Origin of the sequence: Liquorilactobacillus ghanensis DSM 18630, assembly GCF_001435235.1 — a bacterium.
GTDB classification, from domain to species: domain Bacteria; phylum Bacillota; class Bacilli; order Lactobacillales; family Lactobacillaceae; genus Liquorilactobacillus; species Liquorilactobacillus ghanensis.
Window position 1 is genome coordinate 100,152 of sequence record NZ_AZGB01000015.1, and the last position, 14,417, is coordinate 114,568.

A 14,417-nucleotide genomic window follows, 5' to 3' on the forward strand; every position below is an offset into this window, starting at 1 on the left:
TAAAATACGCAATTTCATTCAAGTTAATAATACTTATCGGATTCAATTAATTAATTTTTAATCATTAATTAATAAAATACGGATCAGCTTTGAAAATTCTTGACCCGTATTGATAATTTTAAATTTTAACGTTCTGCCAGCCATTGTTTAGCTGCTGCTAAAGCAGCTTGAATACCAGCTGGATTTTTGCCACCAGCTTGTGCTAAATCAGGTCGACCGCCGCCACCGCCACCAACTAATGGAGCGATTGTCTTAATTAAATCGCCAGCCTTAATACCAGCCTTAATGCCAGCTGGTGAAACTGCCGCAATCAAATTAACTTTATTTTCAGCCGGTTTAGCTGCCAAAACTAAAACATCTGATGAATTTTGGACTTTCCATTGGTCAGCTAATGCTCGCAACTGCTGCATTCCGGCAACCTCGACTTGAGCTGCTACCAGCGTATGCTGGTTAACAGTTACCGGCTGATGAAAGATATCAGCAGTTTGTTGTTGTGCTAATTTTCCTTCTAATGCTGCCGCTTTTTGTTTCAAATCACGAATTTCATCAGTCATTTGAGCTATTCGATGTGGCAATTCTTTCAACTGTGTCAATTTTAATTGTTGAGCTGTCTGCTGCAGCAACTGATTATGCTGATCCAAATACTCAAACGCTTCTTTGGAGGTTACTGCTTCAATCCGCCGAACGCCGGCACCAACTCCTGACTCAGAGGTAATCTTAAATAAACCTAGTTCACTGGTATTGTCAACATGATTGCCACCGCAAAATTCTGTCGAATAATCGCCAACTTTAACCACGCGAACAACTTTGCCATATTTTTCAGTAAACAGTGCAATTGCTCCCATTTTTTTGGCCGCTTCAATATCTGTAATCACCGTTTTAACCGGTAATGCCTGCCAAATTTTATCATTAACAATTTTTTCGACTTTTTTGAGATCATCAGCTGTAACTGAACCAAGATTCGTAAAATCAAATCGTAAATAATCTGGTTCAACTAATGATCCAGCTTGATGTGTATGGCTGCCCAATACATCTCGCAAAGCCTGATCCAGTAAATGAGTTGCTGTATGATTTTTGCGAACTTTATTATGAAAATCCTGATCAACCGCTAATTCATACGTAGTTGCAGTTGTTAATGGTGCTAATACTTCAACCGTATGCAAATTTTGACCATTAGGTGCATGTTGGACATCAATTACTTGAGCAACGACTTTACCTTGATCGTCTTTAATGACACCACGATCAGCTACTTGTCCACCCATTTCGGCATAAAATGGCGTTTGATCAAAAATTAATTCAGCCTTGCCGCTAGCTACTTGATCGACCTGCTTTTCACTTGCCACAATGTTTTTCAAAACAGCTGTTACCGTCAATTTTTCATAACCAACATACTTGCTGGGTGTTTTAATGTCTACCAACAAACTCTTTTGTACACCCATTGATTTAGCATTACTGCGTGCTGAACGGGCCCGTTCTTTTTGTTGCTTCATTTCTAAATCAAATCCGGTCTGATCAATTTCCAAGCCTTGGTCTGTCGCAATTTCCTTAGTCAATTCCAATGGGAAACCATAAGTGTCGTATAACTTGAAAACCGATTTGCCAGTTAATTGTTTGGCATCATCTTGTTTCGCTTTTTTAATATTTTCGTTCAATAACTGCAAGCCATCTTGCAAAGTTTCGTTGAAACGATCTTCTTCCATTCGCACAACTTTGGCAATATAATCCGCTTGTTCCAAGACTTCCGGATAATAAGATTCCATAATCTTGCCAACAACTGGAACTAGTTGATATAAGAAAGCATGGTCAATTCCCAGTTGTCGTCCATGCATTACTGCTCGCCGAATCAAACGACGAATAACATAGCCACGTCCTTCATTTGAAGGCAAAGCACCATCACCAATAGCAAACGTTACAGCTCGAATATGGTCAGCAATAACTTTAAAACTAACATCTGTCTCGGTTGAATCACCATAATGATGCTGTCCACTCTTCTTTTCAGTAGCCTTGATCAGAGGTAAGAACAAATCCGTTTCAAAATTAGTTTTAGCATGTTGGAAAACAGAAACGACCCGCTCTAAGCCCATGCCGGTATCAATGTTTTTATGCGGCAATGGTTCATACGTATCGTCTGGTTTATGATTAAATTCAGAAAAGACGATATTCCAAATTTCCAAATAGCGTTCATTTTCCCCACCAGGATAATTTTCTGGGTCATCATCTGCCAAATTATTAAATTCTTGACCACGATCATAAAAAATCTCTGAATCCGGTCCGCTTGGTCCTTGACCTATATCCCAAAAGTTGTCTTCAACTTCAACAATATGATCCAATGCTAAGCCGGCTTCTTCATGCCAAATTCGTTTTGCTTCAGTATCTTTGGGATAAACTGTAACATATAAGCGTTCCGGATCCATCCCAAACCATTTCGGGCTGGTTAGTAACTCCCAAGCCCAAGTAATTGCTTCTTCTTTAAAATAGTCGCCAACTGAAAAGTTCCCCAACATCTCAAACAAGGTATGGTGACGGGCTGTATGACCGACATTTTCAATATCATTAGTCCGAATACTTTTTTGTGAACTGGTAATTCGTGGATTCTTGGGAACAACACTCCCATCAAAAAACTTCTTCATGGTTGCTACACCGGAGTTGATCCATAATAGTGTTGGATCATCATGGGGAATCAATGAAGCGCTTGGCATTACTTCATGCCCTTTGCTTTTGAAAAAATCCAGATACATTTGCCGAATTTGACTACTGGTAAGTTCCTTCATTACTGATATCTCTCCTTTTTAAACATAAAAACACCGCTGCCAGCAAGGACGCAATCTGCGCGGTACCACCTTGTTTGCAACGATGTTTGTTTCGTTAACCTCTTTAAAATTGCCCGATAACGCAAAGCAGCGTTCATAATCAGGGAGCACTGCTAAACAGATCCTGCGCCTTTTTCACCAACCGGCTTCTCTAAAACAGTCTTTATCTAACAGCATATCCTGATATAATTAAGCTCTTTTGTTTTAATCCTCAGTTAGTATACCACACTATTTCTTGGATAACTATAATCTTTTTTAACTGTTTAAGGTTAATGGTGCCGCTTATGATCCAACTTGCGTTTGCGTTGTTCTTCTTGGACAATTGCTCGCTGAATTTTTTTACGATAACCAGGTTTACGCTTTTTCTGTTCTTTTTTTACTAAGCCACGCAATTTAGGATCCAACGATTCTCGCCGTTTCTGACGCCGAACACGACGATCACGCTGATAGGTATCTACTAATTCACCATCACGAAAAGCTTTAGGCTGAAAAGCAATTCCCATTTTTTCAAGTTCTGTAATTTGCGCATCATCAGCTGGTGAATACAGCGTGATTGCCGTTCCGCTTAAACCATTACGGCCCGTCCGGCCAACTCGATGGATAAAGAATTCAAGTTCTCGTGGGATTTCATCGTTAATAACTAGTGAAATTCCCTTTATATCAATTCCCCGAGCAGCTAAATCAGTAGCTACTACAAATTGATAATCCAAATTCTGAATTGCCCGCATGGTTTGCTTTCTTTCCCGTGGTGTTAAATCACCATGCAACTTAGCTACGCGCAAACCTTGACTGCGCAAAAAATCAGTTAACTCATCAACTCGTGCCTTAGTGTTAGCAAAAACCAAGGCTAAATACGGTTCACCAATCGTCAACAATTTATAAATCAATTCATTGCGACTTTTTCCTTTGGTTGAAACCAGCCAGTTAGCAATTGTCGGACTAATAACTGTTCCATTTGAAATTTTTACGATTTCCGGTGAACTAAGATACTTGCGTAAAAAAGGCTGTAATTTAGCTGGTATAGTTGCCGAAAAAACCATTAGCTGCAATTCTTCTGGCATTGCCGAAGCGATTGCATCAACATCTTTTAAGAAACCCATATCAAGCGTCATGTCAGCTTCATCAACAACAAAATGACGCACCCGGTGCAAATCAAGTGCATGTTCTTTAATCAGATCATGAACTCTCCCTGGAGTCCCGATCACCAGCTGCGGCTGATGATGCTCTAATTTTTCAATTTGCCGCTGCTTATCAGTTCCGCCAACATAATTGTGTACCTTTAAATCCGGCTGCAATTCCAATAATTGACGTGCAGCTTCATAAATTTGATAGGCTAATTCACGACTAGGTGTCGTTATTACTGCTTGAACTGCTTTTAATTTCGAATCCAGCACATTGACGATCGGTAACAAAAAAGCATGTGTTTTACCGCTACCGGTTTCAGCTTGCCCAACTACGTTTTTTCCCTTGATAATCAACGGGATCAACCGCTGCTGAACAGGTGTTGGTTGTTTAAAATCAATTTTTTTTAATGCCGTTTGAATAAACGGTTGGAAATTATACTGTGTAAAGCTTTCAGTCATTCTCTTCTCCTGTATAACCTGCTGCAATTGCATCAAGTTTCTTAATATAAGCGGGAATTTCGCTTTCATCAGCCATTACAGCCCCACTGGCTAAAGGATGACCACCACCATGATATTCCTTAGCCAATTCATTAATAATTGGCCCTTTAGAACGAATCCGCAAACGAAAACTATGATCTTTTTGTTGGACAATTATTGTCCAGCATTTAATTCCAATAATTTTCCCCGGTAATGGCACAATTGGTGCAGTTCCCGCATCTTTTAAAGCAAACTTTTCCATGGTTTCCCGCTTCAAAACAATATATGCCGCGTGATGATCGGTAATCTGCAAATTTTGATAAACATAGGCAGCTAACCGAGCAACCGGCAAAGAAATATTATCCATCTTTCGATTAACAGCCGCTTGATCAAAATCGTATTCCATTAGTTGCGCTGTTACCCGCATTGTATGCGGAGTAGTCGCATCGTACATAAAACGACCGGTATCACCGATAATTCCAGCATATAACATTCTAGCTGCTGCTGCCGTTAGCTGTAGTTCTTGAATCGCATTTACAAAATCCACAATCATCTCTGAACAGCTTGAAGCATTAGCGTTGACCCAGCATAAATCACCATACGGATCTTCATTCGGATGATGATCAATTTTAATCAAAAATTTTCCTTCATTGAAGTGTTTTCCATCGATTCGTGGTTGGTTAGCAGTGTCCGTCACAATTACCAATGCATTTTGGTAAAGCTTCGAATCAATTTCAACTGGCTGATTGATCCAGCTTAAACCATGAATATTTTCTCCGACTGCATAAATCTTTTTTTCAGGAAAAGCTGTCTGCAAAATTTCTGCCAAGCCACCTTGGGATCCATAAGCATCCGGATCCGGTCGTTGATGACGATGGATAATAATTGTTGAAAATTCTGCAATCTTTTTAAAAATTTCTTGTTCAATAGCCAATCTGATTGCTCCTTAAAATTCAAAAGTTTCTCCAGCCTTGACATCCAAGCCGGAATTTGCGGGTAATTGCTGTAAAAAGGCATGTACATCTTGCTTAATTTGCGGGAAAGTATTAAAATGCGTCGGCAATACCTGCTTAGCTTTCACGAACTCCGCTGCCAGCAGTGCATCTTGCGGTCCCATCGTAAAGTGACCACCAATTGGCAAACAAGCCAAATCAACACCATGTCCGTAATTAATTAATTTCATATCAGAGAACAAGCAAGTATCACCAGCCACGTAAACTACTTTATGATCTAAATGTAATTCAAATCCTGCAGCAGCTCCAAGTGGTAACGCACTTCCATCTGACTGTGGCAAAGCTGATGTATGCCATGCCGGCACCATTTTGAAACTACCAAAATCAGTCGCCACGCTTCCACCGTAATTGATACCGATCGTTTTTAATCCCTGCTGTTGCAAATAACTGGCCAACTCAACAATTGCAACTACCACAGCCTGACTTTGCTGTGCAATCTTAATTGTATCTCCAACATGATCAGCGTGAGCATGAGTCAATAAGATATAATCTGGATGACAATCCGCAACCGCTAAATCAGTTGTTGGATTACCAGTAATAAATGGATCCACTAAAATTTTTTTACCATTTTCTGTAATAAACTCTAATACTGCATGTCCGTGCCAAATTCCTTTCATTAATGCACCTACTCTCTAGATTACTTATATAGTCTAGTATACTGATGTTTGTAACTAATTACAAAAAGAAGTGTACTGAAAAAAAAGAAGCTGCGATTAAAGAGTCGCAGTTTCTGCTAATATTATTTATAAATCCAATGCCGATGATCCTTGGTTAATAATTCATCAGCTTGTTTAGGACCCATCGATCCACAAGGATATTCGGCTAATGGTTGCTGACTTTGATCCCAAGCCTGCCGAATTGCGTCAACAAATTTCCACGAATAAGCAACTTCTTCCCAGTGGGTAAAGTTTGTTGCATCCCCCATCAAGGCATCCAGTAGCAATTTTTCATATGCTTCCGGAATCTGTTCACCGTTTCGATTTTCTGGTGACAAATCCAATTGTTGTTCCTGCAACTGGTAACCCTGACCGATTTTTTTAACATTAAGTTGCAAACTAACTTTACCTTCAGGCTCAACCTCAATTGTCAAAATATTATCAGCCAAGTCCTGTTTAGCAAAGATATCCCCTGGGACTGTTTTAAAGACAACATCAATTCGCGTCGCTTTTTGTCGCAAACGTTTACCAGTACGAATGTAAATTGGAACACCGGCAAAGTTTTCACTAGCAACTAGTAACTTTCCTGCCACAAATGTTTCTGTTTGCGAATCAGGTGCAATCTGATCTTCTTGACGATATCCCTTTAAACCAGCTGCTGCTTGATACTGAGCTCGAACAAAATTTGTTGCAACTTCTTGCGGTTGATAAACTTTAAGTGACTTAAGAGCACAAATTTTTTCACGACGAATATCAGTTTCACTGTAAGTTGTCGGCATTTTCATTGTTAGTAAAGAAACGATCTGCAAAATATGATTTTGGACCATATCACGCAAAGCACCAGCCGTTTCATAGTAGCCAGCTCGCTCCTCTACTCCTAAAGACTCACTCAGTGTAATCTGTAAATTATCAATATAACGATTATTCCAAAGAGAATTAAAAATATTATTGCCAAATCTAATTGCTAAAATGTTTTGAACCATTTCTTTACCTAAATAATGATCAATTCGAAAAACATCGTCTTCACTAAAATATTTACTGATTGACTGATTCAACTCAGCTGCACTTGCGTAATCATGTCCAAAAGGTTTTTCAATAATTACCCGATTATAACCGTCAGCCGTCACAATTGCTTGTGATTTCAAATGCTGTGCGATCGTTCCGAAAAAGCGTGGTGACATTGCTAAGTAAAATAAGCGATTTCCACCAATTTGATATTTTTCATCTAAATTTTGCGCTAATTTCTTAAGTGTCACATAATGTTCTGTATCGTTTACGTTATGTGATTGATAGTAGAAATGTGCAGCAAATTTCTTTGCCACAGCTGCTTTAGCATCCGGCAATGACTCTTGGACAACCGCTTGAAAATGCTGGTCTGTCCATGGACGCCGCGCAGTACCTATTACGGCAAAATGTTCATTTATAATACCTTTTTGATAGAGGGCAAATAAAGCCGGATAGAGCTTCCGCTTAGCTAAATCCCCAGTTCCTCCAAAGATAATAAAGAGTGCTTGTTGTTTTGTACTCATCTTTAGCTGCACCACTTTCATTTATTCTCTTAATTGTTTGCTAATACTAACTCTAAGTTTACTTGTATCAGCAACAATTAACAAGTATCATGAATAAAATTATTAGCCGGTCAACACTAGATCAAATGAACTCCCTTATCAACATAAATCGTGTCGCCAACCACGCCCGATGCTAAATCACTAACTAAAAAGGCAGCTGTGTTACCGATTTCTTTAGTTGTAACTGACTTGCCGTCAACTGTCCGTTCCTCAGACATTCTCAATAATTCGCCATGGCCTTTAACACCAGTAACCGCCAAAGTTTTTACTGCTCCAGCTGAAATTGCATTTACCCGAACACCATATTTAGCCATATCACGTGCCAAATAACGTACATTAGCTTCCAAAGCCGCTTTGGCTACTCCCATAACATTGTAGTTAGGAATTGCTCGTTCTGAACCAAAATATGTCAAAGTAACGATGCTGGCTGGATTATTTAAAAGCGGTTGTGCATATTTAGCAACTGCCAATAAAGAATACGCAGAAATATCTTGTGCCAAAGAATAACCGGCACGTGAGGTATTCATAATATCTCCTGCAAGTTCTTCTTTTTTAGCAAAAGCAATTGCATGAACCAAGCCATCAATTTTTCCAAACCGTTCACCAATTGTTGTGAAAGCTGTCTGCAAACTTTCGTCACTGGCAACATCACATTCAATCAGGTGTTCTTCATCGTCGACTAATCTTTTAATGCTTTTTTTCATTCTTTCGTTCTGATAAGTATAAATTACTTCAGCACCATTAGCGGCCATTGCCTGGGCACATCCCCAAGCAATACTGCGCTTATTAGCAACCCCCATAACCAAAATCTTTTTATTTTTAAGTAAATCACTACTCATTTATTGTCAATCCTCCATCAAAATCAAAACTTGCGAAAACGTAAATGCCGTTGTTCTAGTAATTCTGCTGGTTTTAGCCGTTGCAGTTGTTCCATTTCTGCGATAATCACTTTCCTGATTGCCCGGCAAAGGCGACGCTGTGAGTGGCTTTCAGGAATAATTCCTTCAATTACTTTCTGCTGCAATAATTTTTCTGGTGTCAATTGCAATACTTCAGCGGCTTCGGCAGCCCGCGAGCTATCTTTCCATAAAATTGCTGCAAATCCTTCTGGAGAAAGAACTGAATAAGTGCTGTTTTCCAGCATCCAGATCCGATCACCACAAGCTAGAGCCAAAGCACCGCCACTGCCACCTTCACCATAAATTATTGAAATGATTGGTGTCGGCAATGTACTCAGCTCCAACAAATTACGGGCGATCGCTTCTCCCTGACCATTTTCTTCGGCTGATTTTCCGGGATAAGCCCCTGCTGTGTTGACCAAACAAATTACCGGACGGTTGAATTTTGCCGCTTGTTTGGCTAACCGTAAAGCCTTGCGGTAGCCTGCCGGTTCAGGACAACCAAAGTGTGTCTGCATTTTTTCTTCGGTAGTCTGGCCTTTATTAGTTGCAATCACCGTTACCGGTTGCTCAGCCAAATAAGCCAAGCCGCCGATGATAGCTGAGTCGTCAGCTCCCTCTTGGTCACCATGAAGTTCCGTAAAATCGGTAAAAATTCCCTTCAGCAAAGCTGACGCCGCAATTTTTTCATCGCTGCGGGCCAGAGCGACTACCTGTGCTGCTGTTTTTTTACGATCTAATAAACTAGCCATGAGTTACCTCCTTGACCTGATGAAATTTAAGCAGCCAAGCTAATTTTTCCTTTAAATCTTCCCGCGGTACGATCTGATCAACGAAGCCGTGGTGTTGAACTGATTCAGCATCTTGGAGATCATCAGGAATCCGCTGAAAAGTAGTCTGTTCTATTACTCTTTTCCCAGCAAAACCAATCAAAGCACGCGGTTCAGCCAAAGTAATATCTGCTTGCATTGCAAAACTAGCTGTTACTCCGCCAGTTGTGGGGTCTGTCAAAACAGCAATATATAATAAACCCGCATCAGCATGGCGTTTGACTGCGGCTGAAACCTTGGCCATTTGCATTAAAGAAAAAATTCCTTCTTGCATCCGCGCTCCACCAGAAGCAGTACATAAAATCACTGGTAATTTTTCCTTCAAAGCTTTTTCGAATAATCGGGTTAATTTTTCTCCAGTAATTGTACCCAATGAGCCCATAATGAAATACGGATCCATAATTCCCAGCATTACCGGCTGTTCATTGATCAATGCTTTCCCAGTCAAAACCGAATCATTCAATTTGGTTAAATGCCGTGCTTTTTCAAGCTTTTTCCCATAATTAGGAAAATTCAACGGATCAGTTGTTGCTAGATCACTATCCATTTCTTCAAAATGATCAGTCAGCCAACCAAGTCGTTCACGGGCAGTAATTCGAAAACCATAATGGCAATTAGGACATGTCTTATACTGTCCCAAATCTTTATAATAAAAAGATTGGTGACATTTAGGACAAGCCTGCCATAGACCGGATGGAACTTTTTGGCTGGCCTTTTTATCAGCTTTAATGTGTTTTTGACCTAGCGTTTTCAACTCATCAAATAACTGCATTTTAGTCAGTCTCCTTTTTCCACTGCGGTAAAAATTTCTTTTCAAGATAATCGGTTGTAAAATCACCAGCAATAAATGTTGGATCATTCAACAACGCCAAATGAAAATCTTGGTTAGTTTGAATACCGTTAATAATCATTTCATTTAAAAGTCGTTTAATTTTTTGAATTGCAGCCGTTCGATTTTCACCTAATGCGATCACTTTAGCTATCATTGAATCATAAAATGGCGAGATCTTTGCTCCAGCATACAACGCTGAATCAATCCTCATTCCTAAATTACCAACCGGAAAGTACAAATAATTTACTGTGCCAACGGCTGGGCGAAAATCGTGTGCTGGATCTTCGGCATTAATTCGGCACTCAATTGCATGACCATGGCAAATAACATCTTTTTGTTGATATTTCAGTGGTTCCCCAGCAGCAATTCTGACTTGCTGCTTTACAATATCAATTCCAGTAACCATCTCGGAAACAGTGTGTTCAACCTGAATTCGTGTGTTCATCTCCATGAAATAGAAATGATGCTGGCGATCCATTAAAAATTCTAAAGTCCCAGTATTAACATAATCAATTGCATCTGCTGCTTTTTTAGCAACTTCTCCCAAAAACTGTCGTTGCTTGGCTGTGATCATCTCACATGGACTTTCTTCAATCACTTTTTGCTTGCCACGCTGTAAAGAACAATCACGTTCTGGAAAATAAATAGTATTTCCTTGGTGGTCGCGTAAAATCTGCACTTCAATATGCTTAACATTTTCCATAACTTTTTCTACATACATTCGACCATCGCCAAAAGCATTTTGTGCTTCTCGTTGTGCTTCACCAAAAGCCTTTTCCAATTGATCAGGTTGATCAACACGCCGAATTCCTTTACCACCGCCACCAGCTGACGCTTTCAATAAAATTGGAAAGCCAATCTTTTCAGCAACTGTTTTTGCAACTGCCACATCAGCGACAAAACCGTCACTTCCGGGAATTACCGGCACTCCGCTCGCTTGCATTTGTGAACGAGCATGGGCTTTGTTTCCCATCAAATCGATAGTTTCTGAGCGCGGTCCAATAAAAGTAATCCCACAGTCTTCACACATTTCAACAAATCGGCTATTTTCAGATAAAAACCCAAAGCCAGGATGAATCGCCTGAGCCCCAGTTCCAACCGCTGCGCTGAGAATATTGCGCATATTTAAATAAGAATCTTGCGGTTTAGCCGGTCCAACACAAACAGCCTCATCAGCCAACTGAACATGAAGACTTTCTTGGTCTTCTTGTGAATAAATAGCTACTGTCTTGATTCCCAATTCTTTTAAAGAACGGATAATCCGAACTGCAATTTCACCTCGATTAGCTACGAGGACTTTGTTAAACAATTAAACCACCTTACCTTAATCGATCATAAAAGTTAGCTCTGCGCTACAAGCTTTTTTGCCATCAACGGTTGCAACGGCTTTCCCTAATCCAACATGATTGCGGATTTTTTCTAATTCAACGGTCAATATCAACGTGTCGCCAGGCCGAACTACTTTACGAAATTTAGCATTTTTAATTCCACCAAAATAAGCAGTTTCCCCTTTAAATTCTGGCATCGACAATAACGCAACTGCGCCAGTCTGCGCTAAAGCTTCGATGATCAAAACCCCTGGCATAACCGGATTTCCCGGGAAATGACCATTAAAAACTTCTTCATGAGCAGTCACATTTCGTAAACCAACTGCCCGTTGACCAGGCTCCAGTTCAGTAATGCGATCGATCAACAGCATCGGATAACGATGCGGAATAATTTTTTGAATCTGCGTAACATCCAGTTCCATTATTATGCCTCCAACTCAAACAAAGGCTGACCATATTCAATCAACTCTTCATTTTTAACCAATACCCGGCTAATCACACCTGCTTGTTTGCTTTTGATTTCTGTCATTACTTTCATCGCTTCAATGACACAAACCACATCTCCTACAGCTACCTGACTGCCAACTTTGACATATGGTTCCTTGCCAGGTGCTGGTTGTAAAAAGACACTGCCAACCATTGGTGCTTTAATAACATTTTTTTTAGCCGTTTCATCTTTAGTCTGCTCTACATTTTTAACAGCAGTCGTTGCCTGTTTGGCGTTTACTTCAGATTGTTTAGCCATTTGTACAGGTTGTTGCTGCAATTGCTGCAGCAATTTACCTGAAAACTCATTTTTGCTTAAACGTAATTGAAAATCTGCCATTTTGATCTCAAGTTCACGACTTGGCGATTCATTAAAATCAGCAATTAGTTTTTCGATATCTTTTAAATCCAAATTACTCACTCCATTTTTTAAAGGCCAATACTGCATTATGTCCGCCAAAACCTAAGGAATTACTAATTGCGTACTCAACTTGAGCCGGCTCTCCATGATCAGCCCGAACTAATTGTACTTGGCAATCAGGATCCTGTTGGGTTAAACCAACATTAGGCGGCAGCTCCTGTTTCTCCAATGCAGCAGCAGTAATAACCGCTTCAATGGCTCCAGCAGCTCCTAGTAGATGACCAGTCATACTCTTAGTGCTGCTGACTTTTACTGAACTGTCAGCTCCAAATACTAAATTAATAGCCTTTGCTTCACCAGCATCATTTGCATGAGTAGCTGTTCCATGAGCATTGATATAACCAACTTGAGCTGGTTCAATTCCTGCTTCAGCAATGGCTTGCTGCATTGCGCGTGCAGCACCTTCACCACTAGGATCAGGAGCAGTAATGTGATAAGCATCACATGTACTGCCGTAACCAACAATTTCACCAAGGATTTTGGCCCCACGCTTTTGTGCATGTTCCCAACTTTCAAGTACTAAGGTAGCTGCTCCTTCACCCATAACAAAACCTGAGCGCTCTTGGTCAAACGGTAATGAAGCACGTGCTGGATCGCTTTCTTTGGAAAGAGCCGTCAAAGCAGCAAAACCTGCAATTCCGATCTCGTTGACTGAAGCCTCAGCCCCGCCAGTCAGCATCACTTGAGCACGATTTTCTTTAATTTGACGGTAAGCTTCTCCAATCGCATTAGTTCCAGAAGAACAAGCTGTAACGATTGCCGTACAAATATTTTTAGCTTTGAAACGCATCGCAATATTACCAGCTGCCATATTGACAATTGAAGTTGGCACAAACATCGGTGATACCCGTTCCGGTCCTTTAGTGTACATTTTAATAACTTGGTTTTGAATTGTTGTCAAACCACCAATTCCAGAACCATAAATCACACCTAAATCATATGAATCCGTATTGTCTGCATTAATGCCCGCCTGTTCCACCGCAGCAACAGCAGAATCAACCGCATACTGAGAAAATAAATCCATCCGACGAGCAGCTTTTTTGCCAACTCTTTTTTGAACATCAAAATCTTTAACTTCTGCAGCAACAGTTATTCCAGTTTCACTGGCATCAAACTTAGTAATTGGTGCAATCCCAATTTTTCCTGCAAAAATATTGTTCAAAAAACTATCTGTGTCATTTCCAACCGGAGTGACTGCACCCATTCCGGTAATTACTACTCTACTCATTAAAAGCCCCCTAAATCGTCATTCCACCATCAATTGTCAAAACATCACCCGTAATATAGTCATTCTGGGCTAAAAAAACCGCTGCTTGAGCAACTTCTTCTGGTAAGCCGAAACGTCCCAATGGAATCTGGTTAATCATTTGTTCTTTAACCTTGTCACTTAAAACATCCGTCATTGAGCTTTTAATCATTCCTGGAGCAATTGCATTACAACGAACATGCCGTAAAGCCCCTTCATGTGCAATTGTTTTAGTCAAACCGATCACACCTGCTTTGCTGGCAGCATAATTAGCTTGACCAATATTGCCATGAATGCCAACAATGCTGGCTAAATTAATAATTACGCCGCTTTTTTGGCGATACATTCGTTTCAAAACACCCCGTGTTAAATTAAAAGTCCCAATTAAATTGGTATCAATTACTTGACGAAAGTCTTCGTCCTTCATGCCAATCATCAACTTGTCCTTAGTAATTCCAGCATTATTAACTAAGACATCAATTTTATTTGCTTTTTCTTTTAGTTCGGTCAACATATTTTTAATGGTCGCATTATCAGAAATATCACCTAAAATTACTTGGCAATCTACTTGGTTTGCCTTAATCTGCTCAATTAGTTCTGTTGGAATTTCATGACGCGCGTTTAAAATAACATTACTACCGGCTTTAGCAAAAGCCAATGCAATTTGAGCTCCAATACCGCGGGAACTCCCAGTTACCAAAACCGTCTTGCCTGCTAGATCCATAAT

13 protein-coding genes are annotated in these 14,417 nt (G+C 40.1%); all 13 read right to left on the reverse strand.

Features of this window, described 5'->3' with window-relative positions; all coding sequences use genetic code 11:
* Nucleotides 1–125: 125 nt before the first annotated feature.
* The 13 genes from alaS to fabG all read right to left on the reverse strand — a co-directional run bounded on the left by alaS (nucleotide 126) and on the right by fabG (nucleotide 14,414).
* Nucleotides 126–2,771: an alanine--tRNA ligase gene (gene alaS, locus FC89_RS04650; protein ID WP_057871382.1), complete on the reverse strand. Its 2,646-nt coding sequence runs from the start codon at nucleotides 2,769–2,771 to the stop codon at nucleotides 126–128.
* 308 nt (nucleotides 2,772–3,079) lie between these two features.
* Entirely contained in the window at nucleotides 3,080–4,393 is a 1,314-nt protein-coding gene (locus FC89_RS04655; RefSeq protein ID WP_057871383.1) for a DEAD/DEAH box helicase, read from the reverse strand.
* Complete coding sequence (locus FC89_RS04660; protein WP_057871384.1) at nucleotides 4,386–5,345, reverse strand: DHH family phosphoesterase; 960 nt, start codon at nucleotides 5,343–5,345, stop codon at nucleotides 4,386–4,388. The genes FC89_RS04655 and FC89_RS04660 overlap by 8 nt, the downstream gene beginning before the upstream one ends.
* A 12-nt stretch (nucleotides 5,346–5,357) precedes the next feature.
* Nucleotides 5,358–6,041, reverse strand: a complete 684-nt coding sequence (locus FC89_RS04665) for a metal-dependent hydrolase (RefSeq protein WP_057871385.1) — start codon at nucleotides 6,039–6,041, stop codon at nucleotides 5,358–5,360.
* Nucleotides 6,042–6,163: 122 nt separating this feature from the next.
* Nucleotides 6,164–7,609: a glucose-6-phosphate dehydrogenase gene (zwf, locus tag FC89_RS04670; RefSeq protein WP_057871386.1), complete on the reverse strand. Its 1,446-nt coding sequence runs from the start codon at nucleotides 7,607–7,609 to the stop codon at nucleotides 6,164–6,166.
* A gap of 116 nt (nucleotides 7,610–7,725) precedes the next feature.
* Nucleotides 7,726–8,487, reverse strand: a complete 762-nt coding sequence (gene fabI / locus FC89_RS04675) for an enoyl-ACP reductase FabI (RefSeq protein ID WP_057871387.1) — start codon at nucleotides 8,485–8,487, stop codon at nucleotides 7,726–7,728.
* 23 nt (nucleotides 8,488–8,510) lie between these two features.
* Nucleotides 8,511–9,299 carry a carboxyltransferase subunit alpha gene (gene accA, locus FC89_RS04680; protein ID WP_057871388.1) on the reverse strand — a complete coding sequence of 263 codons (789 nt, stop codon included), beginning with the start codon at nucleotides 9,297–9,299 and terminating at the stop codon, nucleotides 8,511–8,513.
* Entirely contained in the window at nucleotides 9,292–10,149 is an 858-nt protein-coding gene (gene accD, locus FC89_RS04685) for an acetyl-CoA carboxylase, carboxyltransferase subunit beta (protein WP_057871389.1), read from the reverse strand. Before accD ends, accA begins: the two co-directional genes overlap by 8 nt.
* A gap of 1 nt (nucleotide 10,150) precedes the next feature.
* Nucleotides 10,151–11,518, reverse strand: coding sequence for an acetyl-CoA carboxylase biotin carboxylase subunit (gene accC, locus FC89_RS04690; RefSeq protein WP_057871390.1), 1,368 nt, complete (start codon nucleotides 11,516–11,518; stop codon nucleotides 10,151–10,153).
* A 15-nt stretch (nucleotides 11,519–11,533) separates the two neighbouring features.
* Nucleotides 11,534–11,959 carry a 3-hydroxyacyl-ACP dehydratase FabZ gene (gene fabZ, locus FC89_RS04695; RefSeq protein ID WP_057871391.1) on the reverse strand — a complete coding sequence of 142 codons (426 nt, stop codon included), beginning with the start codon at nucleotides 11,957–11,959 and terminating at the stop codon, nucleotides 11,534–11,536.
* Nucleotides 11,960–11,961: 2 nt separating this feature from the next.
* Nucleotides 11,962–12,435: an acetyl-CoA carboxylase biotin carboxyl carrier protein gene (accB, locus tag FC89_RS04700; protein ID WP_057871392.1), complete on the reverse strand. Its 474-nt coding sequence runs from the start codon at nucleotides 12,433–12,435 to the stop codon at nucleotides 11,962–11,964.
* Nucleotide 12,436: 1 nt separating this feature from the next.
* On the reverse strand, nucleotides 12,437–13,672 hold the full coding sequence (gene fabF, locus FC89_RS04705) for a beta-ketoacyl-ACP synthase II (RefSeq protein WP_057871393.1): 1,236 nt from the start codon (nucleotides 13,670–13,672) through the stop codon (nucleotides 12,437–12,439).
* Between the two features lie 10 nt (nucleotides 13,673–13,682).
* A complete protein-coding gene (gene fabG / locus FC89_RS04710; RefSeq protein ID WP_057871394.1) occupies nucleotides 13,683–14,414 on the reverse strand; it encodes a 3-oxoacyl-[acyl-carrier-protein] reductase in 732 nt (243 codons plus the stop codon).
* Nucleotides 14,415–14,417 lie beyond the last annotated feature (3 nt).

What these genes read in the sequence shown, in the direction of transcription:
- alaS (WP_057871382.1), bottom strand. Translation starts at nt 2,771, where the DNA reads ATGAAGGAACTTACCAGTAGTCAAATTCGGCAAATGTATCTGGATTTT.
- fabF (WP_057871393.1), bottom strand. Translation starts at nt 13,672, where the DNA reads ATGAGTAGAGTAGTAATTACCGGAATGGGTGCAGTCACTCCGGTTGGA.
- FC89_RS04655 (WP_057871383.1), bottom strand. Translation starts at nt 4,393, where the DNA reads ATGACTGAAAGCTTTACACAGTATAATTTCCAACCGTTTATTCAAACG.
- fabG (WP_057871394.1), bottom strand. Translation starts at nt 14,414, where the DNA reads ATGGATCTAGCAGGCAAGACGGTTTTGGTAACTGGGAGTTCCCGCGGT.
- FC89_RS04665 (WP_057871385.1), bottom strand. Translation starts at nt 6,041, where the DNA reads ATGAAAGGAATTTGGCACGGACATGCAGTATTAGAGTTTATTACAGAA.
- fabI (WP_057871387.1), bottom strand. Translation starts at nt 8,487, where the DNA reads ATGAGTAGTGATTTACTTAAAAATAAAAAGATTTTGGTTATGGGGGTT.
- accD (WP_057871389.1), bottom strand. Translation starts at nt 10,149, where the DNA reads ATGCAGTTATTTGATGAGTTGAAAACGCTAGGTCAAAAACACATTAAA.
- accA (WP_057871388.1), bottom strand. Translation starts at nt 9,299, where the DNA reads ATGGCTAGTTTATTAGATCGTAAAAAAACAGCAGCACAGGTAGTCGCT.
- fabZ (WP_057871391.1), bottom strand. Translation starts at nt 11,959, where the DNA reads ATGGAACTGGATGTTACGCAGATTCAAAAAATTATTCCGCATCGTTAT.
- zwf (WP_057871386.1), bottom strand. Translation starts at nt 7,609, where the DNA reads ATGAGTACAAAACAACAAGCACTCTTTATTATCTTTGGAGGAACTGGG.